We start from the raw sequence: 22,510 nt of genomic DNA on the forward strand, positions 1-22,510 counted from the left end.
CGATTCGAGTGATTGTATGCAATCGTCCTTCTCAGATCCGGATTGGATTCTCCAGTGCGCACATCACTGCCGCGGCCGCGCGGCCCGCTCGCCCCCGCCGCCGGCCTTCTCGCCGCGGCGCTCGTCCTGTCCGGCTGTCAGGAGGTGCAGACCTCCGCCCCGGCCGAGGAGACCGCCGACGTCACCACCGTCACCCTGGACGGCCGGACGATCGCCGAGGGCGGCGACCTCGTCATGGCCCTGTCCGCGGAGCCCGACGTGCTCGACCCCACCACCTCGTCGTCCCTCTACACGCGCTACGTCATGGAGACGATGTGCGAGAAGCTCTACGACGTCGACGAGGCGGGCGAGATCGTCCCGATGCTGGCCACGGAGCTGCCCGAGGTGTCCGACGACGGGCTCACGGTCACCTTCCCGGTGATGGAGGGCGTGCAGTTCGCGGACGGCACCCCGTTCGACGCCGAGGCCGTCAAGACGTCGATCGAGCGCCACCTCACCAAGGAGGACTCGTCGCGCCGCAGCGAGCTGGGCCCCATCGAGGAGGTCACCGCGCTGGACGACAGCACGGTCGAGATCACCTATGAGACGCCGTTCGCACCGCTCACCGCGGTGCTCGCCGACCGCGCGGGCATGATCATGTCGCCGACCGAGCTCGAGAAGGCGGGCGACGGCTTCGGCGAGCACCCCGTGTGCGTGGGCGCCTTCAAGTTCGTCGAGCGCGTGCCGCAGACGTCGATCACGGTCGAGCGCGACCCGCTGTACTACGACGCCGAGAACGTGCACCTGGACTCGATCACCTACCGCATCATCACCGACGCCAGCATCCGCGCCGCCAACCTGCGCTCCGGCGACGTCCAGGTCGCCGACACGATCTCGACGCAGGACCTCGCCGAGCTGGAGGACGACGAGAACGTCGGGCTCCTGGAGGTCGGCTCCCTGGGCTACCAGGCCATGACGGTCAACGTGGGCAACACCGACGGCGTCGGCAACCCGCCCGGCGAGATCGACACCCCCATCGCGCAGGACCCGCGCATCCGCCAGGCCCTGTCCATGGCCGTGGACCGCGAGCAGCTCGTGAAGTCCGTCTTCAACGACCGGTTCGACCCGGCCTGCTCCCCGGTCTCCCCCGCGTCCCCGTTCACCAGCGAGGCGAGCGAGGCCTGCCCCGAGTACGACCCCGAGGGCGCCAAGGCGCTCCTGGAGGAGGCCGGCGCGGACGTGCCGTACGAGATCGAGATCAAGGTGACCAACACGCCCGACACCCTGCGCCTGGCGCAGGCGGTCCAGGCCTCGGTGGCCGACGGCGGCTTCGACCTCACCATCGTGCCCGTCGAGTACTCCTCGCTGCTGGAGGTCCAGGAGCAGGGCGACTTCGACCTGCTGCAGCTCGGCTGGTCGGGCCGCGTGGACCCGCACGGCAACATGTTCAACTTCCTGTCCACGGGCGCCGGCAACAACTACTCCGGGTACAGCAACCCCGAGGTCGACGACCTGCTCACACAGGCCGCGACCGTCATCGACCCGGCGGAGCGCGCCGAGCTGTACGGCCAGGTCGTCACGCAGGTGCAGCAGGACAACCCGATCATCTACCTCTACCGGACGCGCAGCCTGACCGGCTACGCCGACGAGGTCGCGGGCATCTCCACCTACGCCGACGGCGTGGTGCGCCTGAGCAACGCCGCGTTCGTCGACCCGGCCGAGGGCTGAGAGCACCTCCGATGAGTCGCTACCTCCTCGTCCGCCTCGGGCAGTCCGCGATCACGCTCGTGCTCGCGTCGATGGTGATCTTCCTGGGCGTGCGCATGCTGCCCGGTGACCCCGCGCTCGCCATGGCGGGCGAGGAGGCCACGCCGGAGCGGCTCGCCATGATCCGCGCCGACCTCGGCCTGGACCAGCCGGTCTGGGTGCAGTACGGGCGGTTCGTCGCCGAGGTCGCCTCGGGCGACCTCGGCGAGTCCACCCGCACCGGGGCGTCCGTCGCGAGCATGATCGGCGCCACGCTGCCCGTGACGCTCTGGCTGTCGCTCTACGCGATCGTCGTCGCCGTCGTGACCGGGGTGGCGCTCGGCCTGCTCGCCGAGCGCTACCGCGGGCGCTGGCCGGAGTGGGTCGCCAACGCGGCCGCGCTGACCAGCCTGTCCGTGCCGAACTTCTGGCTCGGCATGCTCGCGATCCTGTACCTGTGCATCGGCCTGGGCCTGTTCCCGGCGTCGGGCTACGTACCGCTCACCGACGACCCCGTGGGCTGGGTGGTGCACCTGACCCTGCCCGCGCTGATCCTCGGCACCGGCCTGGCCGCCGTCATCATGCGGCAGACCCGGGCCTCGATGATCGAGGCCATGCGCACCGACTACGTGCGCACGGCCCGCGCCAAGGGCCTCGGCCGCACCCGCGTGCTGCTGCGCTACGGGCTGCGCAACTCCCTGATCGTCGTGGTCACGATCGCCGGGCTGCAGCTCGGCGGCCTCATCTCGGGCGCCGTCGTGACCGAGCAGATCTTCGCCCTGCCGGGCTTCGGCAAGCTCACGCTCGACGCCGTCTTCCAGCGCGACTACCCGGTGATCCAGGCCGTCGTGGTGCTGACCACCGTGGGGTACGTGCTGGTCAACCTCGCCGTGGACGTCCTGTACTCCGTCATCGACCCCCGTATCCGGGTGGGAGGCCGCTCATGACCGTCATCGAGCACAGCGATCTCGTTCCCGGCCCGGCGCCCGCCGCCGTCGGCCCCCGCCGGCTGCTGTCCCGGCTGCGCACCGGCCAGGCGATCACCGGCGGCGTGATGCTCGCCGTCGTCGTCCTGGCCGGGCTGCTCGCGCCGCTGCTGGCGCCCCACGGGCCCGCCGAGGTGCACTTCGACGCCCCGTTCCAGCTTCCCGGCACCGTCGGCTTCGCGCTCGGCACCGACGACCTGGGCCGCGACGTCCTGTCCCGGATGATGTACGGCATCCGGGCCTCGCTCATGGTGGGGATCGTGGCGGTGGGCCTCGCCGTCGTCGTCGGGACGCCGCTCGGGCTGGCCGCCGGCTACTGGCGGTGGCTGGACGCGCCCGTCTCGCGCCTGACCGACGTGACGCTCGCGTTCCCGTTCCTCATCCTCGCGGTCGGCCTGGCCGCCATCAACGGGCCCAGCCTGGCGGGCGCCGCGATCTCGCTCGGCATCGCGCAGGTGCCGACCATGGTGCGCGTGGTGCGCGCCGAGACGATGCGGCTCAAGGAGAGTCCCTTCGTTCTCGCGGCCACCGCGATGGACGCGTCCGGGCCCCGCATCCTCGGGCAGCACATCCTGCCCAACTGCCTCTCCGCGATCATCGTGCAGGCCACGGTGATCATGCCGGCGGCCGTGCTGGGCGAGGCGGTGCTCTCGTTCCTGGGGCTCGGCATCCAGCCGCCGACGCCGTCCCTGGGCATCATGCTCTCGGACGCGCAGCAGTACCTGGGCCGCGCGCCCACCGCCGCGCTGTTCCCCGGCCTGGCCATCGTGGCGATCTGCCTCGGGTTCAATCTTCTCGGGGACGCCCTGCGCGACGCCCTCGACCCGTCCACCGACCGTAAGTGAGCACCATGACGTCCTTCACCCCGCCCGCAGCCCACGCCACCCGCCCCGACCTGAGGGGCACGTTCGGGATGGTCGGCTCCACCCACTGGATCGCCACCGCGAGCGCCCAGGCCGTGCTCGAGCGGGGCGGCAACGCCTTCGACGCGGCGGTCGCGGGCGCGTTCGTGCTGCACGTCGTGGAGCCCCACCTGAACGGGCCCGGCGGCGACATGACCGGCGTCTTCGTGACCGCCGAGGAGCCCGGTGCGCCGCGCGTCCTGGTGGGCCAGGGCCCGGCGCCCGCGGGCGCGACGATCGAGCACTACCGCTCCGAGGACCTGGACCTGGTCCCGGGCTCGGGGGCGCTGGCGGCGGCGGTGCCGGGCAGCGTCGACGCCTGGCTGCTGCTCCTGCGCGACCACGGCACGTGGGACCTGGCCGACGTGCTCGCCTTCGCGGTCGGGTACGCCCGCGACGGGCACCCGCTGCTGGAGCGCGTCGCGGGCACCCTGTCCACGGTCGCGGGCCTGTTCCGCGAGCACTGGCCTACCTCGGCGGCGCACTGGCTGCCCGACGGCGAGGCGCCCGCCCCCGGCACGGTCGTCACCAACCCGGAGTACGCCGACCTGCTGGACGCCGTCGTCGCCGCCGGTTCCGGGGCGGCGAACCGGGCGGAGGCGATCGACCTGGCCCGCGCCGCGTGGCGCGAGCGCGTGGGCGCCGCGGTCGAGGCGTTCGTCGCCACACCCCACCGGCACGCCGACGGCGGCGACCACGCCGGCGTCATCACGGCGGCCGACATCGCGGCCTTCTCGGCGTCGTACGAGGACGCCACGACCGTCACCTTCCGCGGGTACACGGTCGCCAAGACCGGCGCGTGGGGCCAGGGCCCGGCGCTGCTGGCCACCCTCAAGATCCTGGAGGGGCTCGACGACGCCGCGCTGGACCCGTCCACCGAGCTCGGCGCGCACACGGTCATCGAGGCGCAGAAGCTCGCGCTGGCCGACCGGGACGTCTGGTACGGCGACCCGGCGTCCGACGACGTGCCGCTGACGTACCTGCTGAGCGAGGAGTACGCGGCCGCGCGGCGGGCGCTGATCGGGGACTCCGCGAGCCACGAGCTGCGGCCGGGCGACGTGCCCGGGCGGACGACGCCGGCCCTGCCGGTGCTGCGCACCGAGTACGCGACCAGCGCGCCCGCGGGGTCGCTGCCGGGCGCTCCCGGGGGCGGGGCGGCGGCGGGCGTGGGCGAGCCGACGGTGGAGGTCCCCTCCCCCGACTCCCCCGAGCACACCGGTGCCACCCGCGGCGACACCTGCCACATCGACGTCGTGGACCGCTGGGGCAACATGGTCTCGGCCACGCCGTCGGGCGGCTGGCTCCAGTCCTCCCCCACGGTGCCCGGCCTGGGCTTCTGCCTGGGCACGCGGCTGCAGATGACGTGGCTGGACGAGGCGTCGCCGTCGGCCCTGACGCCGGGACGGCGCCCCCGGACCACGCTCACGCCCACGCTCGTGCTGCGCGACGGCGAGCCCGTGATCGCGCTCGGCTCGCCGGGCGGCGACCAGCAGGACCAGTGGCAGCTCCTGTTCCTGCTGCGCGTGCTCGTGGGCGGGTACACGCCGCAGCAGGCGATCGACGCGCCGGCCCTGCACACGACGTCGTTCCCCGGGTCGTTCTGGCCGCGCACCTGGACGCCGGGCGGGGCCGTGGTCGAGGACCGGCTGGGCGACGACGTCATCGCGGGGCTGGTCGGCCGCGGCCACGTCGTGACCCGGGCCGGCGACTGGGCGCTGGGGCGCCTGTCCGCCGTGACCCGCGACCCGGCCACGGGCCTGCTGGGCGCGGCCGCCAACCCGAGAGGAGCGCAGGGTTATGCCGCAGGACGCTGACACCACCGCCGCACCGCTGCTGCGCGTGCGCGGGCTCGACGTCGCGTACGGCGACACCCCCGTCGTGCGCGGCGTCGACCTCGACGTCGCGCGCGGGGAGCGGGTGGCGATCGTGGGCCAGTCCGGCTCCGGCAAGTCGACGGTGGTGGCCGCGCTCCTGCGGCTGCTGCCGGGCGCGGGCCGGATCACGGGCGGCACCGTCGAGCTCGACGGCGAGGACCTCGCCGCCGCGGGCGAGGCGCGGATGCGCGCCGTCCGGGGCGGCCGCATCGCGCTGGTGCCGCAGGACCCGGGCACCAACCTCAACCCGGCCATGCGGCTGGGCGACCAGGTCGCCGACGCCCTGCGCGCCGACGGCCTGCGCGGCCCCGCGGTGCGGCAGCGTGTGCTGGAGCTGCTGGCCGAGGCCGGCGTGCCCGAGCCGGAGCGGCGCGCCAAGCAGTTCCCGCACGAGTTCTCCGGCGGCATGCGTCAGCGGGTGCTCATCGCCATGGCCCTGGCGCGCGAGCCGGAGCTGCTGCTCGCCGACGAGCCGACGTCGGCCCTGGACGTGACCGTGCAGCGGCGCATCCTGGACCACCTCGTCGCGCTCGCCGAGGCGCACGGGACCGCGATGATCCTGGTGACGCACGACCTGGGCCTGGCCGCCGACCGCGCCGACCGCGTGATCGTGATGCTCGACGGCCGGATCGTGGAACAGGGCACGCCCGAGCAGGTGCTGCGGTCCCCGCAGCACGAGTACACGCGGCGGCTGGTCGCGGCGGCGCCGGCGGCCGTCGTCGCGCAGGGCGAGGCGGGGGTGTCGGCGGGCCGGGGCGCCGTCGTCGGCGCGCCCGGCGGGCCGGCGGACGACGGCGCAGCCGGCGGCGACGTCGTCACGGTCCGGAACCTCGTCAAGGAGTACCGCGTGCGCGGGCGCGGCGGGCTGCTGCGCGCGGTGGACGACGTGTCCTTCTCCGTGCCGCGCGGCGGCACGACCGCGCTGGTGGGCGAGTCCGGCTCGGGCAAGACGACGGTCTCCCGCATCCTGCTGGGCCTGGAGACGCCGACGTCGGGCGAGGCGCTGGTGGACGGGAAGGCCATCGCCGGGGCGGGCCGGGCCGAGCGGCGCGCCCTGCGCCGCCGCGTGCAGCCGGTGTTCCAGGACCCGTACGCGTCCCTCGACCCGACCCACACGGTGGAGCGGGTGATCGACGAGCCGCTGCGGATCTTCGGCATCGGCGACCGGGAGTCGCGCCGGGCGCGGGTCGCGGAGCTGCTGGACCAGGTGGCGCTCCCCCGCGACGTCGCCCAGCGGCATCCGGGCGCGCTGTCCGGCGGGCAGCGGCAGCGGGTCGCTATCGCGCGGGCGCTGGCCCCCGGGCCGGAGCTGCTGGTGCTCGACGAGGCGGTCTCGGCGCTCGACGTGCTGGTCCAGGAGCAGATCCTGGCCCTGCTCGCTGACCTGCAGGAACGACTCGGGGTGTCGTACCTGTTCATCAGCCACGACCTCGCGGTGGTCCGCGGCATAGCGGATAATGTGGTGGTGCTGCGGCAAGGCCGCGTCGAGGAGCAGGGGGCCGTCGACGACGTGTTCCACTCCCCGCGGGCCGACTACACCCGAGACCTGCTAGGAGCCATCCCCGGTGCCGCTTTCGCCCGATGAGCCCGTGCTCCCCGCCCTGGTCCGGCCCACCGTGCAGGACGCGATCCGGCGCGACATCATCGCCGGCGTCCTGACGCCCGGCGCCCGCGTGACCGAGGCCTCGCTGGCCCAGCGGTACGACGTCTCGCGGGTGCCGGTCCGGGAGGCGCTGCGCGGCCTGGAGAGCGAGGGGTTCATCGACTCCCGGCCGCACGTGGGCTCGCGGGTCGCAGCGATCCCGGTGCACGACGCCGACGACCTGTTCGCGGTGCGGGAGGCCCTGGAGGTGTCCACGGCGCGCAGCGCCGCCCGGCGGGCGGCGGCGCTCTACTCGGGCGACGAGAGCCCCGAGGACTGGTGGCGCCTGCGGCGGCACATCGCCGCCCTGCTCGACGCCGGGGACGCGCACGTCGCCGCGGGCGACCTGGACCCCCTGGTCGGCATCAACGACGAGATCCACATCGCGGTCGCCGAGCTCAGCGGCAGCGCGACCCTGACCCGGCTGCTGCGCCAGCTCTCCTGGAAGATCGAGTGGCTCTACGCCGCCGACATGCAGTCGCGCGGCAAGCGGCTCTGGCCCGACCACCGCGTGATCGTCGGGGCGATCGACGCCGGCGACGGCGAGCGGGCCGCCGCCCTGATGGCGGCGCACGTCCGGGAGTCGCGGATCGGCTACCTGGCGCGCTACGGCGTCACGCGACCCAGCTCCGACCCCGAGGTCGCCGCGGCCGTCGCCGCGCGGTCGGCGGCCCGCTGAGCGGCGGCGGGTCGAGCGGCAGCCCGTCGCGCGACGGTCGCACAGGGCGACGGTCCGCGCGACGAACGGGCCGTCAGCGGCCGGTCGGCCGGGGTTGCTCGGGCTGCCGGACGGCCGCGCCGAGCGACGCCAGGAGCGCGTCGAGCGCCGGGCCGTCCCGGCCGACGTCGAACACGTAGTCCGCGTGGAACCGGCCCGTCCCCGCGTCGTCGGGCGAACCGCCGGGCCCGCCGGGGAAGACCGGGTCGCACCAGAAGTAGTGCAGGTCCCCGCCGTACATCGCGGCGATGTGGTACTCGTTCGTGGCCCAGTAGCTCTTGGACGCCAGCACGATCCGGGTGGCCGGGCCCGCCGAGAACACGGTGTTGATCAGCCCCGACCCCGCGTAGCCCGCGACCACCGGCACGGCGGAGAAGAGCCGCACCTGGTCCGGCAGCGAGAGGTCCTCGGGATAGACGACGACGAACCCGGCGTCCTCGAACCGGCGCTCCACCTCGTCGCCGTTGAGGCAGCGCCTTCGGGTCGCGACCCGGCGCGAGACGAACACCCGCTCGGGCAGCGGGTCCTGCCCGGCCCGCGGGAGCAGCCCCGCCGTCACCCGTGCCCACACGTCCCGCGCGGCGGGGCTGAGGAAGTTCGGCTGCTGGAAGGCCTGCGTCGCGGTGATCAAGCGCTCCACCCGGACGGGACCGGTGATCAGGCGCACCCGCTCGCGGCCGATCCCGTAGGCGCCGAGCAGCTCATACGTATAGGCGGGGAGGTCGTCGGCGCCCTCGGGCGGGCTGATCAGCAGCCGCAGGCCGGGGTGCTCGGCGAGCGCCGCGTCCCACGCCCACAGCTTCGACAGGTCGTGCGTGATGACGTGCCCGTAGTGGCCGGGGATCTGGTTGTCCAGGTGGTAGAACGTGCCGGGCAGCGCCTCGGGCTCGACGCCCTCCTGCAGCAGCCCGGAGTAGTCGCTGCCGTAGTAGTGCATGCCGCGCGTCCTGCGACTGGACCGGCCCGGCAGGAAGTACGACGTCGGCAGCAGGAGCCGTTCGAGCACGGCCACCTGACGGGGCGCGACCAGCACGTCCGCGTAGACCGTGCAGGTCAGCTCGCCCACGTCGACGGCGTCGGGCAGGCGCTCGGCCGCCAGCGCCGCGTCGCTGGACCAGATCGACGACGCCGAGACGTGCCGCTCCGCGGGCACGCGGGCGATCACCCGGGGCTCGACGCCGCGGGCCGCGAGCGCGGTACGGGTGTCCTCCACGCCGAGCTTGAGGACGTGCTCGCCCTTCTTGCGCAGCACGAGGAGGTCGCCCTCGGTGGTCACGCCGGCCAGGGCGCGAGCCAGGCCCAGCTCCAGCGCGCTGCTGAGCTTGCGCCGCTCGGACGTCGGCAGGCCCTGGCGCCGGACGAGCTCCCGGACGTCGTCGGCGATGTCGCCGGCACTGTCGCCGTTGGGCGCGCTGTCACCGGGGGCCGGCGCCGCGCCGTCGGGGGCGGGTTCCAGGCGGGCGACGTACCGGCCGCCGTCGGCCAGCGCGAGGAAGGCCCGGCGGAAGGTGCTGCGCACGGCGGCGGGTCGCGCCCGCCGCGTGTCCACGATCAGGTCGGCCGGGGGCACGGACGCCAGCGCCCGCAGGATGCCCCGCTCGTGGGCGAACCGGGTCAGGCCGAACCCGTGCTCCGCCGCCGGGACCTGGGGACCGTCGTACAGGACGGTGAGCCGGGCGTCGGGGTACCACTCCTGGAACCGGCGGCCTAGGAGGACCGGCCGGTCCCTGCAGATCACCACCAGGTCGCGGACGCCGGCGGGGTCGACGGCCTGACGGACGGTCTCCAGGGGCTGCCGGGTTCCCGCCGGGGGGCGCCGAGGGCCCTCCGGCGGCGCGGGCGTGGCGGCGGCGGTGGCCCCGCGTGCTCGTGCCCGCGCCCGTGAGACGAGGGACCTGAGCTGTCCGGACCAAGAGCGCGTCATAGCGCCATTTCACTCCAGTTCTTTCGGCATCGCCTCGTAAGTAGCCGGGCCGGCCGGGTGAACCGGGCACGCGCGGGGTGTCGTCGGGGCGTGTCGTCCCACGTCACAGCGCCGGGGACGACGCCGCTACCGTGGGAGCGTGACGAGCGACGAGCAGACCGGGGACGAGCGGGCCGGAACGGGGCACGAGGGATGCGGGTGCGGCTGCGGCACCCCGGGGCGGGACGCGTTCGTCCCGCTCGGTTCCCGCCCGCCCGACGCCGCCGCGGCGCCGGCCGGGGGCCGGCACGACGTCGAGCAGGCGCACGTCCCCGCGGGGCGGTTCACGATGGGCGACTCGTCGGGCGACCGGAACCCCGGCGACGGCGAGACGCCCCGGCACGAGGTGTCGCTCGACGCCTTCGAGATCGACGCGACCACGGTGACGAACGCCGACTTCGCGCGGTTCGTCGACGAGACCGGCTACCGCACCGAGGCGGAGACGTTCGGCTTCTCCGCCGTCTTCCACCTCGCCGTCGAGGCCGACCCCGCCGACATCATGGGCCAGGCCGAGGCCACCCCGTGGTGGTTCGGCGTCCGCGGCGCGGACTGGGCGCACCCGGGCGGGCCGCGCTCCGACGTCGAGGGTCGCGACGACCACCCCGCGACCCACGTGAGCTGGAACGACGCCGTCGCCTACTGCGCGTGGGCCGGCCGCCGCCTGCCCACGGAGGCCGAGTGGGAGTACGCGGCCCGGGGCGGCGTCGACGGCGCGAAGTACCCCTGGGGCGACGCCGAGGTCGACGACGGCGGCTGGCGCGCGAACATCTGGCAGGGCGCCTTCCCGCGGGACAACACCCTGGACGACGGCTGGCTCACCACCGCGCCGGTGCGGACGTTCGAGCCCAACGGGTACGGCCTGTGGCAGCCGGTCGGCAACGTCTGGGAGTGGTGCCAGGACTGGTTCGACCCGGGCTTCTACGACCGCTCCCCGGCGGCGAACCCGACGGGCCCGGACCAGGGCGGCATGCGCATCCTGCGGGGCGGCAGCTACCTGTGCCACATCTCGTACTGCAACCGCTACCGCAACTCGGCGCGCTCGTCGAACACGCCGGACTCGTCGATGGGCAACGCGGGCTTCCGCACGGTGGCGCTCGCCCCTGAGACCTGAGTCCCGGAGTCGAACGTAGGGGTGGTCGCCGCATGACCGGTTATGCGGCGACCACCCCTACGTTCGATTCTGGCGTGCAGCCTCACGCGACGTGCGCCCAGGCGCGCACCGCGGCCCGGATGGCTTCGGACCGGTTCGCCAGCCCCTCCGCCTTGGCCTGCCGGTCCAGCGCGGCGAGCGTCGCGGCGTCCAGCCGGGTCGGAACCACCTCGCCCGGCCCGTCGCCCGCAGGCGGACGACCGCGGCGACGCAGCTTGGTCACGTCGTAGCCGGCCTCCGCCTCATCGGCCCAGGCCTGGATCTGTTCTTCGCTCACCGCCTGCCCGCGGATCTTCCTGTCGCTCATGTGAATATCGTATACGTAAATGCGTACCGGTCAACGGTGGGCCCCGCCGATCAGGTGAGTGCGGAGGTAGTGGCGGAACGAGGGGGGCTTTCCGCTACTGCATCCGCACTCACCTGATCCGGGGTCGGGTCAGAACTTGTGGTGGGTCCAGCGGCCCGCCAGGAGGGTCGCCGCCACCGGCATGTCGCGGAGCGACTTCGCCGCGGCGGCCAGGTCAGCGGCCGCGGCATCCGCGTCGCCGGCGTCTGCGCCCGGCGCCAGCGGGTCGGCGTCCAGGACCACCAGGTCGGCCGGCGCGCCCGCCGTCGGGACCAGGCCGCGGCCGTCCGTCGAGGCCTCCAGGGCCGTGCGCAGGCCGATCCGCTGCTCCGGGTGCCACGGCGCGCGGCCGTCGCGGGACCGGCTGACCGCCGCGGCCACCGCGAACCAGGGGTCGAGCGGCGCGACCGGGGCGTCCGAGCCCAGGGCGAGCACCGCACCGGCGTCGTCCAGCGCGCCGAAGGCGAAGGCGCGGCCCGTGCGGCCGGCCCAGTGCCGGTCGGCGATGTCGCGGTCGTCCATGGCGTGCTCGGGCTGGACGGACGCGACGACGCCGAGCTCCGCGAAGCGGGCCAGGTCGGCCGGGTCGAGGAGCTGCGCGTGCTCGACCGAGCCGCGGGCGCCGGTCGCGGCGAACGCGTCCAGCGCGAGCGTGTTGGCGTGGTCGCCGATCGCGTGGATCGCGCACCGCAGGCCCCCGGCGACGGCGCGCGCCATGAGCGGGACCAGCTCGGCCGGCGGCACCGACAGGATGCCGTGGGCCTCGGACCCGGTCAGGCCCGGGTACGGGTCGTGGCAGTACGCGGTGCGCGTGTTGAGCGAGCCGTCCGTGACCACCTTGAACGGACCCTGCTCCATCAGCCCGCCCGTGCCGGGCAGCACGTCGCCGCTGCTCAGGCCTTCGGCGAGCACATCGTCCAGCCAGGGGGTCCACACGCCCGAGCGCACCCGCAGCGCGTCGAACCCGGTGGCGAACCGGCGCCGCCAGGCCGTGAGGTTGTCCGTGATCTCCAGGTCGACGACGCCGACGACGCCCCGCGCCGCGGCGGCCGCGGCGGCGTCGGCCACCCAGGCGTCGGCGAGGTGGTCCGGCGCCCGGTCGACGACGGCGGCCAGCGGCAGCCACTCGCCCTCCCGCAGCAGCCCCGTGGGATGCGCGCCGACGCCGGCGAACCGCAGGCCGGCGGTGCTGAGCCAGGCGCAGTGCAGGTCGCCGGACACGAGGACCACGGGGACCTCGCCCGCGACGGCGTCGAGCAGGTCCGCCGTGGGCGCGTCGGGCCACAGGCCGTCCCGGAACCCGTAGCCGACCAGCGCGGTGCCGGGCTCGGGCGGCCCGTCGGCGAGCCGGTCGCGCACGAGCGCGACGGCCTCGGCGGCCGACCGCGCGCCCGACAGGTCGAGCCGGCGCCGCACCAGCGCCCACTGCGTGAGGTGCACGTGCGCGTCCCAGAGCCCGGGCATGACGAACCGCCCGTCCAGGTCGACCCGCTCGACGCCGCCGTCGCCGACCCGCCCGGCCGCCCCGACGGCGACGACCACCCCGTCCCGCACCAGCACGTCGACGAGCCCGCCCACCAGCCCGTCCGACGGCGCGCCGTCGGATCCGCCGAACGTAGCGCCCGTCGGCCCCACACCCCCCGATCCGCCGACGGACCCTACGTTCGACGACCCCACCAGGCGGGCGTTCGACAGCAGCACGGGCTCAGCAGCGGCCGTCATGCCGCGTCGTCCGGGCGACGGTCCAGCTCGGCGCGCACCTCGGCCGCGAGCGCCGGCTGCGCGTAGTGCGGGTCCGACTCCAGCGCCGTCACCACGCGTTCCACCACCTCGCGCGGCTTGTCCTGGCTGAGCTTGGCCTTGCCCTGCCAGCGGTTGACGCGCAGGCGGAACCCGGCAGCCCCGCGGGCGATGCGGTGCGCGTACTCCTCGACGCTCGGCAGCCGTGCGGGCGAGGGCATGACCGACTCGTACCGGTCGACGGTGTCGGACAGGATCGCGTAGGACTCCTCGGGCCCGAGCAGCTCGACGGTGCACCACAGGTGGACGGCGAGGTAGTTCCAGGTGGGCACGGCGGGCGTGATGTCGTACCAGCCGGGCGAGACGTAGCCGTGCGGGCCCTGCACGATCAGCAGCGACACGCGGCCGCTGTCGAGCGCGTGCAGCACCTCGTCGGGCCGGCCGACGTGGCTGAGCAGGCTCATCGGCTCCCCCGCCGGCGTCTCCTCCAGAAGGACGGGCAGGTGGGAGGCGACCGGGGCGCCGTCGTCGGCCACCGAGACGAGGGTGGCCCAGCCGTGGGTGCGGACCAGGTCGCGCACGCGGGCCTCGTCCTGGATCTCGTAGTCGCTCGTGTGGATCACAGGGTCATCGAACCACCAGCGAGGGCCCGCACGGCACCCGTCGCGTGTGACCGCCGCGTAAAACTTTCATTTCCTTCTGAAACTTCATTGACCCTGCTCACCGGTGTGCGCTCAACTGTTCGCCACCCGAGCAGGACCCGGTGCGCGAGAGCGCGCTACTCGTGGAGGAACCATGATTTCGAGACAACGGCCGCTCCCCTACCGCGCCGGTACCGCGGTGACAGCCGTCGTGCTGACCCTCTCCCTGTCCGCCTGCGGCTCGGCGGGCGCCGACGGCGGGGACGACGCCGGGGCTACCGGCGGCGGCTCCATCAGCGTGGCCGTGACCGACCCGATCCAGACGATCCCCGCCCGGCAGACCGTGGCCTACGACCTGAACATGGCCGTGTGGTCGCCGCTGACCTGGGTCGACGCCGAGGGCGAGCTCACCTACGTGGCCGCCGAGTCGATCGAGTCGGACGACGCCACCACCTGGACCGTCACGCTGCGGGACGGCTGGACCTTCCACGACGGCACCCCCGTGACCGCGCAGTCGTACGTCGACTCGTGGAACGCCGTCGCCTACGGTCCGGACGCGTTCGAGAACTCCGGCCAGCTCGCGGGCATCGCCGGGTACGACGACCTGAACCCCGCCGAGGGCGACCCGGAGACCACCGAGATGTCGGGCCTGGCGGTCACGGACGACCTGACGTTCACCGTGACGCTGGACGGCCCCGACGGCCAGTTCCCGATGCAGGTCAGCCAGGCGCAGACCGCGATGTACCCGATGCCCGCCTCCGCCCTGGAGGACATGGACGCGTACAACACCCACCCCGTGGGCAACGGCCCGTTCCAGGTGGTCGGCGACTACGTCGAGAACGAGCCCATCGAGACCGAGGCGTACCCCGACTACCAGGGCACCGCCCCCACGGTCGACGCCATCACGTTCGTGCCGTACGCCGACGCCACCACCGCCTACACCGACGTGCAGGCCGGGAACATCGACGTCGCGAGCGTGCCGGCGGCCCGGCTGCCGCAGGCCTCCGGCGACTTCGGCGAGCGCCTCTACACGTTCGAGGCCCCCGGCATCTCGTTCCTCGGGCTGCCGCTGTGGGACGAGCGCTACGAGGACGTGCGGGTGCGTCAGGCCATCTCGATGGCGATCGACCGCGAGACCATCTCCGACGTCGTCTACGGCGGCCTCTACACGCCGGCCACCGCGTTCACCCCGGCCGTCGAGGCGGGCACGCCCGAGGGCATCTGCGGCGACTTCTGCGCGTACGACCCGACCGCCGCCAAGGCCCTGCTGGACGAGGCCGGCGGGTTCGACGGCACCATCGACATCTACTTCCCGGGCGGCATCGGGCTGGACGAGCTGTACAAGGCGATCGCCAACCAGCTCCGGCAGAACCTGGGCGTCGAGGCCGTCGCCACGCCGAGCGCCGACTGGGCCGAGTTCTCCGAGAAGCGCTCGGCCGGGGACATCGACGGGCCGTTCTTCTCCCGGTGGGGCGCCCTCTACCCCAGCCAGCAGAACACGCTGCGCTCGTTCTTCGTCGAGAACGGCGGCTGCCCCAACTGCATCCCCTACTACGAGGACGACGTCGCCGACCTGATCGCGGCGGCCGACGCCGAGGCCGACCCCGACGCGGCCGGCGCGGCGTACGCCGCGGTGCAGGAGCTCCTCCTGGAGGACTTCCCGGCCCCGCCGCTGTTCTTCGAGACCTACTCCTACGTGACCTCGGAGCGCGTGGCCGAGCTGCCCACCTCCGCGGTCGGCAACCCGACGTTCAGCGCCGTCGTGCTCGCCGAGGGCGCATGAGCGGCACCGCCACCGGGGCGCTCGACGCGGGCCTGCTCGACGACGTCCTCGAACGGGCCCGCGCCGTCCCCCCTACCAGCGACTTCCCCACGGTCGACGCACTGCTGGACTGGTTCGCGGCCCTGGCCGAGGACCACCCGGGGCTCGTGCGGCGCCGGCGCGTGGGGACGTCGCGGCTCGGGGAGCCCATCGAGATGTTCTCGGTGGGCGACGGGCCGCGGCCGCACCTGCTCTTCGCGGGCGTGCACCCCAACGAGCCCATCGGGTTCCGCACGCTCCAGCACCTGGCCGCCGAGCTGGTGGCCGACGCCGGGCTGCGCGCCTCGACGAATGCCACCTGGCACCTCGTGCCGTGCATCGACCCCGACGGGACCCGGCTCAACGAGAGCTGGTTCGGCGACCCGTCCGACCGGGCCGCGTACGCCCGGGGCTTCTACCGGCCGGCGCCGTCCGAGCAGGTGGAGTGGACGTTCCCGTTCGCGTACAAGGACGCCTACTTCGACGACGTGATCCCGGAGACGCAGGCGCTCATGCGCCTGATCGACGAGCTGCGGCCCGAGCTGATGGTCAGCCTGCACAACGCCGAGCTGGGCGGCGTGTACTACTACCTCAGCGAGGACCTGCCGGACGCCGTCGGGCCGCTGCACGCCGTGCCCGCCGCGCTGGGCCTGCCGCTCGACACGGGCGAGCCCGAGTCCCCCGCCCTGGAGCGGCTGGCGCCCGCGGTCTACCGGGCCGGGTCCACCCGGGACGAGTACGACTACCTGGCGTCCCTCGGGCTCGATGCCGCGTCCCTGGTCGGCGGCGAGGGGTCGGCGGCGTACGCCCGGCGGCACGGCACGGTGACCCTGATCGCCGAGCTGCCGTACTGGTCGCACCCGGCGGCCGACGACGCGGGCGAGACCGACGCCGACTACGTGGACGTCGTCCGCGCCAAGGCGGAGTCGCTCGTCGAGCTCGGCAGCACCCTGACCGCCCTGCTCGACGAAGCCCGGCCCGACCTCACGCTGCGCAGCCCGTTCCTGCGGGCCAGCGAGTCCTTCGTGCCGATGATGACGGAGGCCGGCACCAGCGAGCTCGTGCGGGCCGGGCGGCTGGCGTCCCGGCCCGCCACGGGCGCCGAGGTGTTCAGCAACCAGGAGGTCGTGCGGATGTTCCGGCTGCGCTTCGGCGGCATGCTGGTCCGCGCGCTGGCCGCCGAGGCCACGGCCGGGCTCGCCACGGCCCGGCTGCACCGCGTGCACGCGCAGGCCCGGACCCTGTACGACGGCTGGCTGGCCGACGCCCAGGCCGTGACCGGCCTGGAGGTGCTGCCGATCGAGCGGCTGGTGGGCGTGCAATACGGCGCCACGCTCGCCATGTCGCACGTGCTGGCGGCGCGCCGATGACCCGGCGCGTCACCCGGCGCCTGGTCGACCTGGTCGTGGTCTTCCTCGGCGTCACGCTGATCATCTACCTCATGGTGTTCGCACTGCCCGGGGACCCGATCGCCTCCCTCGGCGGCGACCGGCCCCTGGCCCCGAACGTGGTGGCCGAGCTGCGCGAGCGCTACCACCTGGACGAGCCCGTGCTCCAGCAGTACCTGCGCTACCTCGGCGGGCTGCTGCAGGGCGACCTCGGCACCACGTTCCAGGGCCAGTCCGTGGCCGACCGGATGGCCCTGCGCTGGCCGGTGACCATCACCCTGGCCCTGACCGCCTGGGGCATCGAGGTGCTGCTCGGGGTGCTGCTCGGCCTGGTGGCCGGCCTGCGCGCCGGCGCCGTCAGCGACCGCCTGGTCCTGGCCGGCACCGTGGTCGCCACGTCGATCCCGGTGTTCGTGCTCGCCGTCTCCGCCCAGCTCTGGCTGGGCGTGGAGCTGGCCTGGTTCCCCGTGGCCGGCACGGGCGCGGGGTGGCCGACGGCGTACCTGCTGCCCGCCGCGGTCATCGCCGTCTTCGGGCTCGCCTCCGTGGCGCGCCTGATGCGCGGCTCCGTGGTGGACACGCTGCGCACCGACTTCGTGCGGACCCTGCGGGCCAAGGGCCTGCGCGAGCGCCAGGTGGTGGGCGTGCACGTCATGCGCAGCTCCGCGATCCCGGTGCTGACCTACCTGGCCATCGACCTCGGGTACCTGCTCGGCGGGACCGTCGTGGTCGAGGGCGTGTTCAACCTGCCCGGCGTCGGGCAGCTCCTGTTCCAGGCGATCCGCGCGCACGAGGGACCCACGATCGTGGGCGTGTCCACCGCGCTCATCCTCGTGTTCCTGCTGACCAACCTGCTCGTCGACCTGCTCGCCTCCGTCCTCGACCCGAGGATCCGCCATGAGTGAACCCCTGCCCGCCGCCCCCGTCACGACGGGGCCCGCCGCGGGAAGCCCGGCCCCCGGCACCGCACCGGCCGTCGCCCGCCGTGGCGTCTGGCGCACCCTGCGCCGTCGTGCGCTGTTCTGGGTGTCCGCGGCCGTGCTCGCCGTGCTCGGCCTGGTCGCGCTCGTACCGTCGGCGTTCGCCGGCTGGTTCGGCCACCCCGACCCGCGGGCCTGCGACCTGGCCTCCAGCGCCCTGCCGCCCGGCGGCGGGCACGTGCTGGGCACCGACGTGCAGGGCTGCGACGTGTGGGCCAACGTCGTGTTCGGCACGCGCGCGTCCCTGACCGTGGGGCTGCTGTGCACCGCCGTCGCGCTGGCCGTCGCCCTGGTGGTCGGCACGCTCGCCGGCTACTACGGCGGCTGGCTCGACCGCGTCGTGGCCCGGCTGACCGACGTGTTCCTCGGCTTCCCGTTCCTGCTCGGCGCCGTCGTCGTGCTGACGTCGGTAGGGTCGCGGTCCGCCGTGTCCGTGGCCCTGGTGCTGGCGCTGTTCTCGTGGCCCACCATGGCGCGGCTCGTGCGGGGGTCGGTGCGCACGGTGCGCGACGCGCCCTACGTGGAGGCGGCGCGCGCCATGGGCCTGCCCGACCGGCGCATCATCGCGCGCTACGTGCTGCCCAACGCGCTGGGCCCCGTGCTGGCCGTCGCCACGATCATGGTGGGCAGCGTCATCGTGGCGGAGTCCACCCTGACGTTCCTCGGGCTCGGCCTGAACGCGCCGTCGATCTCCTGGGGGCTGCAGCTCTCCAGCGCGCAGTCGTACTTCCAGACGTCGCCGCACATGCTCGTGGCGCCCGCCGTCGTGCTGACGATCACCGTGCTGGCCATGATCACGCTCGGCGACGTGCTGCGAGACGTGCTCGACCCGAGGGGGCGCTCGTGAGCCCGGCTCCTAGGGTGGGCGCATGAGCAGCCACACCCCCGCTGACCAGCCCGGCGACCAGAACACCGGCCCGAACGCCGGCACCACCGCCGACGGCACCGACGACCCCGTGCTCGACGCCGCGGCCGAGCACTTCGTGGAGCAGTTCGCCCTGACGTGGGGCGCGTCGCACAGCCCGCGCATGGAGGGCCGGATCGTCGGCCTGCTCATGATCGTGGACCGCCCCTACCTGTCCTCGCAGCAGATCGCGCGCCTGCTCAAGGCCAGCGCCGGGGCCGTGTCCACGGGCACCCGGCGGCTGGTCGAGACCGGCTTCGTCAAGCGGCACGCCGTGCTCGGCGACCGCCAGCACTACTTCCGCGTCGAGGACGACATCTGGGGCAGCTTCCTCGCGGGCGAACGCAACTACCTGGGCCACCTGCGGAACGTGATCGACGACGGGCTCGCGCTCGCCGGCGACGCCGACGGCCCGCACCGGCGCCTCGTCAACGCACGCAACTACATGGAATGGCTTGCCGGGTACCACCGCAAGATGCTCGCCGACTGGGAGGCGTACCGCGACGCCCAGCCGGCGGACGGAACAGGAGAACCGTGACCGACGTCGCCACCGCTTCCGGCACCACGCCCGAGACACCCGCGCCCGAGACCGGGCCCGGCACCACGCCCGGCCCGGCGTCCGGCTCTGCCGCCGACCGCGCCCCCGTGCTGGAGGTGCGCGACCTGACCGTCACGTTCCGCGTCGACGACGGGCACGCCCCCGACGTGCACGCCGTGCGGGGCGTGTCGTTCGACGTGCTGCCGGGCGAGGTGCTCGCCGTCGTCGGGGAGTCCGGGTCCGGCAAGAGCGTCACGTCGCTCGCCCTGCTCGGGCTGCTCGGCAGGCACGCGACCGTGGGCGGCAGCGCCCGCCTCGGCGGGTCCGGGCAGGACCGGGTCGAGCTGATCGGGCTGGAGCGCCGCGCGCTGCAGGACGTGCGCGGGCGCCGCGTCGCGATGGTCTTCCAGGACTCGTCGGGCGCGCTGGACCCCGTGTTCACCGTGGGCTACCAGCTCGACGAGATGCTCAGGCGGCACGCGCCGGACCTCACGCGCGCCCAGCGCCGGGAGCGGTCCGTGGAGCTGCTGCGCATGGTCGAGCTGCCCGACCCGGCCGAGCGCCTGAAGTTCTACCCGCACCAGTTCTCCGGCGGCCAGGCCCAGCGCGTGATGATCGCGATGGCGCTCGCCTGCGACCCGGAGGTGCTGCTCGCGGACGAGCCGACGACGGCCCTCGACGTCACCGTGCAGCGCGAGGTGCTGGACGTGCTGCGCCGCCTGCGGGAGCGGGTCGCCACGGCGATCGTGCTGATCACGCACGACATGGGCGTGGTGGCGGACCTCGCGGACCGCGTGGTCGTGATGCGGGGCGGCGAGGTGGTCGAGACCGCCGTCGTGCGGGAGCTCTTCGAGGCGCCCCGCGCCGCGTACACGCGGGAGCTGCTGGCGGCCGTGCCCCGCGTCGGCACCCCGGACCGGCCGAGCGGGGCCGACGGCGCCGAGCGGCCGGCCCTCGCGTTCGACGACCTGGTGGTGGAGTACCGCGACCGGCGGGGCCGCGCGGTGCGCGCCGTCGACGGCGTGACCCTGAGCGTGCAGCCCGGCGAGATCGTCGCCCTGGTCGGCGAGTCCGGGTCGGGCAAGTCGTCGATGGGCCGCTGCGCGCTCGGCCTGGCGCCCGTCACGTCCGGCACGGTCGAGGTGGTCGGCACCCGCCCCGGCCAGGACACCCCGCGCGCGGTCCGCGCCGCCCGGGCCCGGATCGGGGTCGTGTTCCAGAACCCCGCGGCGTCGCTGAACCCGCGCTACTCGATCGGCGAGTCCGTCGCCGAGCCGCTGCGGGTGCACGCCGGCCTGCGCGGGCCCGAGCTGGAGCGGCGCACCGCCGAGCTGCTGGAGAGCGTGGAGCTGCCCGCGGCGTGGGTGTCCCGGTACCCGCACGAGCTGTCCGGCGGCCAGCTCCAGCGCGTCTCCATCGCCCGGGCCATCTCGCTGGGCCCGGACCTGCTGATCGCCGACGAGCCGACGTCGGCCCTGGACGTGTCCGTGCAGGCCACCGTGCTCGACGTGTTCCGCCAGGTGCAGCGGGACCTCGGCTTCGCCTGCCTGTTCATCAGCCACGACCTGGCCGTCGTGGACGAGCTCGCCGACCGCGTCGCCGTCCTGCACCAGGGCAAGCTGGTGGAGTCGGGGCCGCGGGCCGCCGTGCTGGGTCGGCCGGAGCAGGACTACACGCGGCGCCTGCTGGCGGCGGCCCCGGTCCCGGACCCTGTCGAGCAAGCGGCGCGCAGGGCGGGGGCCGCTCGGTAGGGCCGCCGCTCAGTAGCTCGCGAGCAGGTGGTTCAGGAGCGAGCCCGGCGTCGCCAGCGCCTCGTCGCTGTGGCGGTGGCTCAGCTTCTGCACGAACGACTCGGCGAACAGCGCGTCCAGGTCGAGCGCGTCGGCCTGCTCGGCGCGGTGCTTCTTGAACGCCGTCGGACGCCCGTAGCCGCGCGGCGAGCGCGCCCACAGCCGGTTGGCCTCGTCGTCGCACAGCACGAGCGACTCGAAGACGTAGTGGAACAGGAAGTAGTAGCGCCACTCCCCGTACTCGCGCAGGTACGCGTGCAGCGCGGAGCGCGCCATCCGCACCAGGTAGTTGTCCGCCTCGCTGACGATCAGCCAGCTCGCGAGCGTGCTTTGGGCCTTCTCGAACGCGAAGAAGCCGCCGGCCGAGAGCCGGGTGAGGTGCGGGCGCGGGTCCTCGGTGACGAAACAGGTGGCGTCGATCCACGTGCCGCCGTACCGCCCCAGCAGCTCGAGCCGCAACAGGTCCGAGCGCGCCGCGTGCCCCAGGCCCATCGCGTCGAGGTCGGGCGGGACGCGCACCAGCCGCGCCGCGCCGTCGTGGTCGAGGGCGGCGACGTCGGGGCCCGCGAGGGCGCGGAGCCTGCGGTGGCACATGGCGACGACGGCGGGTGCGGCGTCCCAGCCCTGGGCCCAGTACGTCCAGATCGTCGACCGGCGGTCGGTGTCGCCCCGCAGGCTCTCCTCGGCCGCGCCGCGGATCTGCGTCAGGTGGTCCTGCACGAAGTGCAGCACGTCCCGGCGCCTGCCGAAGAGCTCCGGGTTGTTCGCGGCCATCACGCGGTCGAGCGGGCGCGTGCCCGGGTCCCGGTCCAGCATGGCGTGCAGCCGCCGGGTCGCCTCCTTCCGCCGGCCCGCCCGGACGAGGTACCGGACGAGCTCGGCGACCGCCCGCTCGGAGGGGCGCGCCTGGCGGTCCACGACCTCCGCCCAGACCGCGGCGGCGTCTGCGGGCCGCCCGTCCGCGGCGTAGGCCCGGGCCAGGTCCCGCTGCCAGCCGGCCGGGCTGTTCTCCCGGACCCGGACGGCGCGCTCGTACGCCTCGGCCGCGCGCGCCGGCCGGTCGGCCGCCAGGGCCGCTGAGCCGAGCCTGGCCCACCAGAGGCCCGGTGCGTCGGGGCGGTGCGCCAGCGCGGCCTCGTACGCGGCCACGGCGCGGTCCGTCGCCCCCAGGGCGCTGGCCGTCTCCGCCGACACGAACCATGACTCCGCGGTCGCCGCCGGGGTCGCGACGACCTCCTGCAGGAGCTCGTCGGCCTCGGTGAGCGCGCCGTCCCGGAGCAGGTGCACGGCCGTCGCCTCCGGCCGCGTGCCCGGGCGCCGGCCCGACTGCCCGCCGGCCCCGCGGACCATCGCGTCGGGGATGCGGACGACCGTGCCGCCGACCTCGACCTCGTCCATCTCGTCATGATCGCCCCGGTCCCC

General features: G+C 74.5%; 18 protein-coding genes. 13 read left to right on the plus strand and 5 right to left on the minus strand.

Translation table 11 applies throughout. From position 1 onward, the window contains the following. Nucleotides 1-54 precede the first annotated feature (54 nt). The 6 genes from FHX71_RS19615 to FHX71_RS19640 are packed head-to-tail and all read left to right on the plus strand — an operon-like array spanning nt 55 to nt 7,808. Nucleotides 55-1,707, plus strand: coding sequence for an ABC transporter substrate-binding protein (locus tag FHX71_RS19615; protein ID WP_182619146.1), 1,653 nt, complete (start codon nt 55-57; stop codon nt 1,705-1,707). Between the two features lie 11 nt (nt 1,708-1,718). Beyond that, the gene (locus FHX71_RS19620) at nt 1,719-2,672 is read left to right on the plus strand and encodes an ABC transporter permease (protein ID WP_182619147.1); all 954 of its coding nucleotides are present in this window, start codon (nt 1,719-1,721) and stop codon (nt 2,670-2,672) included. Next, nucleotides 2,669-3,556, plus strand: coding sequence for an ABC transporter permease (locus tag FHX71_RS19625; protein ID WP_182619148.1), 888 nt, complete (start codon nt 2,669-2,671; stop codon nt 3,554-3,556). Before FHX71_RS19620 ends, FHX71_RS19625 begins: the two co-directional genes overlap by 4 nt. 5 nt (nt 3,557-3,561) lie before the next feature. Next, a complete protein-coding gene (locus tag FHX71_RS19630) occupies nt 3,562-5,427 on the plus strand; it encodes a gamma-glutamyltransferase family protein (protein ID WP_182619988.1) in 1,866 nt (621 codons plus the stop codon). Then, complete coding sequence (locus tag FHX71_RS19635) at nt 5,411-7,072, plus strand: dipeptide ABC transporter ATP-binding protein (RefSeq protein WP_182619149.1); 1,662 nt, start codon at nt 5,411-5,413, stop codon at nt 7,070-7,072. Before FHX71_RS19630 ends, FHX71_RS19635 begins: the two co-directional genes overlap by 17 nt. After that, on the plus strand, nt 7,053-7,808 hold the full coding sequence (locus FHX71_RS19640; protein ID WP_312877142.1) for a GntR family transcriptional regulator: 756 nt from the start codon (nt 7,053-7,055) through the stop codon (nt 7,806-7,808). The genes FHX71_RS19635 and FHX71_RS19640 overlap by 20 nt, the downstream gene beginning before the upstream one ends. 73 nt (nt 7,809-7,881) lie before the next feature. Here the strand turns inward: FHX71_RS19640 and FHX71_RS19645 are convergent, their stop codons facing one another. Next, the gene (locus FHX71_RS19645; protein WP_182619150.1) at nt 7,882-9,771 is read right to left on the minus strand and encodes a glycosyltransferase family 61 protein; all 1,890 of its coding nucleotides are present in this window, start codon (nt 9,769-9,771) and stop codon (nt 7,882-7,884) included. Nucleotides 9,772-9,910: 139 nt separating this feature from the next. Between FHX71_RS19645 and FHX71_RS19650 the strand changes: the two genes are divergently transcribed. Then, nucleotides 9,911-10,921, plus strand: coding sequence for a formylglycine-generating enzyme family protein (locus tag FHX71_RS19650; protein ID WP_182619151.1), 1,011 nt, complete (start codon nt 9,911-9,913; stop codon nt 10,919-10,921). An 82-nt stretch (nt 10,922-11,003) separates the two neighbouring features. Here FHX71_RS19650 and FHX71_RS19655 read toward each other — a convergent pair whose 3' ends face one another. The 3 genes from FHX71_RS19655 to FHX71_RS19665 form a co-directional block, all read right to left on the minus strand. Then, complete coding sequence (locus FHX71_RS19655) at nt 11,004-11,267, minus strand: ribbon-helix-helix domain-containing protein (RefSeq protein WP_182619152.1); 264 nt, start codon at nt 11,265-11,267, stop codon at nt 11,004-11,006. A 129-nt stretch (nt 11,268-11,396) separates the two neighbouring features. Beyond that, entirely contained in the window at nt 11,397-13,028 is a 1,632-nt protein-coding gene (locus tag FHX71_RS19660) for an amidohydrolase (protein ID WP_182619153.1), read from the minus strand. After that, nucleotides 13,025-13,669 carry an FMN-binding negative transcriptional regulator gene (locus tag FHX71_RS19665; protein WP_182619154.1) on the minus strand — a complete coding sequence of 215 codons (645 nt, stop codon included), beginning with the start codon at nt 13,667-13,669 and terminating at the stop codon, nt 13,025-13,027. The genes FHX71_RS19660 and FHX71_RS19665 overlap by 4 nt, the downstream gene beginning before the upstream one ends. A gap of 172 nt (nt 13,670-13,841) precedes the next feature. On the opposite strand from FHX71_RS19665, the gene FHX71_RS19670 reads away from it, so the two are divergent. Genes FHX71_RS19670 through FHX71_RS19695 form a run of 6 tightly spaced genes read left to right on the plus strand, consistent with a single transcriptional unit; the run spans nt 13,842 to nt 21,049 of the window. Next, nucleotides 13,842-15,470 (plus strand): peptide ABC transporter substrate-binding protein, encoded by a 1,629-nt coding sequence (locus FHX71_RS19670; protein WP_182619155.1) that lies wholly within the window; start codon nt 13,842-13,844, stop codon nt 15,468-15,470. After that, nucleotides 15,467-16,858 (plus strand): M14 family zinc carboxypeptidase, encoded by a 1,392-nt coding sequence (locus tag FHX71_RS19675; protein ID WP_182619156.1) that lies wholly within the window; start codon nt 15,467-15,469, stop codon nt 16,856-16,858. Before FHX71_RS19670 ends, FHX71_RS19675 begins: the two co-directional genes overlap by 4 nt. Continuing rightward, complete coding sequence (locus FHX71_RS19680; RefSeq protein ID WP_182619157.1) at nt 16,855-17,781, plus strand: ABC transporter permease; 927 nt, start codon at nt 16,855-16,857, stop codon at nt 17,779-17,781. The genes FHX71_RS19675 and FHX71_RS19680 overlap by 4 nt, the downstream gene beginning before the upstream one ends. Continuing rightward, the gene (locus tag FHX71_RS19685; RefSeq protein WP_182619158.1) at nt 17,774-18,703 is read left to right on the plus strand and encodes an ABC transporter permease; all 930 of its coding nucleotides are present in this window, start codon (nt 17,774-17,776) and stop codon (nt 18,701-18,703) included. The genes FHX71_RS19680 and FHX71_RS19685 overlap by 8 nt, the downstream gene beginning before the upstream one ends. 22 nt (nt 18,704-18,725) lie before the next feature. After that, nucleotides 18,726-19,298: a GbsR/MarR family transcriptional regulator gene (locus tag FHX71_RS19690; protein WP_182619159.1), complete on the plus strand. Its 573-nt coding sequence runs from the start codon at nt 18,726-18,728 to the stop codon at nt 19,296-19,298. Continuing rightward, a complete protein-coding gene (locus tag FHX71_RS19695; protein WP_312877143.1) occupies nt 19,295-21,049 on the plus strand; it encodes a dipeptide ABC transporter ATP-binding protein in 1,755 nt (584 codons plus the stop codon). Before FHX71_RS19690 ends, FHX71_RS19695 begins: the two co-directional genes overlap by 4 nt. A 9-nt stretch (nt 21,050-21,058) precedes the next feature. Here FHX71_RS19695 and FHX71_RS19700 read toward each other — a convergent pair whose 3' ends face one another. After that, nucleotides 21,059-22,486, minus strand: coding sequence for a capsular polysaccharide synthesis protein (locus FHX71_RS19700; RefSeq protein ID WP_182619160.1), 1,428 nt, complete (start codon nt 22,484-22,486; stop codon nt 21,059-21,061). Nucleotides 22,487-22,510 lie beyond the last annotated feature (24 nt).

It is taken from the genome of Promicromonospora sukumoe, from assembly GCF_014137995.1.
GTDB lineage: Bacteria > Actinomycetota > Actinomycetes > Actinomycetales > Cellulomonadaceae > Promicromonospora > Promicromonospora sukumoe.

What these genes read in the sequence shown, in the direction of transcription:
- FHX71_RS19685 (WP_182619158.1), top strand. Translation starts at nt 17,774, where the DNA reads ATGAGTGAACCCCTGCCCGCCGCCCCCGTCACGACGGGGCCCGCCGCG.
- FHX71_RS19690 (WP_182619159.1), top strand. Translation starts at nt 18,726, where the DNA reads ATGAGCAGCCACACCCCCGCTGACCAGCCCGGCGACCAGAACACCGGC.
- FHX71_RS19675 (WP_182619156.1), top strand. Translation starts at nt 15,467, where the DNA reads ATGAGCGGCACCGCCACCGGGGCGCTCGACGCGGGCCTGCTCGACGAC.
- FHX71_RS19680 (WP_182619157.1), top strand. Translation starts at nt 16,855, where the DNA reads ATGACCCGGCGCGTCACCCGGCGCCTGGTCGACCTGGTCGTGGTCTTC.
- FHX71_RS19655 (WP_182619152.1), bottom strand. Translation starts at nt 11,267, where the DNA reads ATGAGCGACAGGAAGATCCGCGGGCAGGCGGTGAGCGAAGAACAGATC.
- FHX71_RS19660 (WP_182619153.1), bottom strand. Translation starts at nt 13,028, where the DNA reads ATGACGGCCGCTGCTGAGCCCGTGCTGCTGTCGAACGCCCGCCTGGTG.
- FHX71_RS19625 (WP_182619148.1), top strand. Translation starts at nt 2,669, where the DNA reads ATGACCGTCATCGAGCACAGCGATCTCGTTCCCGGCCCGGCGCCCGCC.
- FHX71_RS19700 (WP_182619160.1), bottom strand. Translation starts at nt 22,486, where the DNA reads ATGGACGAGGTCGAGGTCGGCGGCACGGTCGTCCGCATCCCCGACGCG.
- FHX71_RS19645 (WP_182619150.1), bottom strand. Translation starts at nt 9,771, where the DNA reads ATGACGCGCTCTTGGTCCGGACAGCTCAGGTCCCTCGTCTCACGGGCG.
- FHX71_RS19630 (WP_182619988.1), top strand. Translation starts at nt 3,562, where the DNA reads ATGACGTCCTTCACCCCGCCCGCAGCCCACGCCACCCGCCCCGACCTG.
- FHX71_RS19670 (WP_182619155.1), top strand. Translation starts at nt 13,842, where the DNA reads ATGATTTCGAGACAACGGCCGCTCCCCTACCGCGCCGGTACCGCGGTG.
- FHX71_RS19635 (WP_182619149.1), top strand. Translation starts at nt 5,411, where the DNA reads ATGCCGCAGGACGCTGACACCACCGCCGCACCGCTGCTGCGCGTGCGC.
- FHX71_RS19620 (WP_182619147.1), top strand. Translation starts at nt 1,719, where the DNA reads ATGAGTCGCTACCTCCTCGTCCGCCTCGGGCAGTCCGCGATCACGCTC.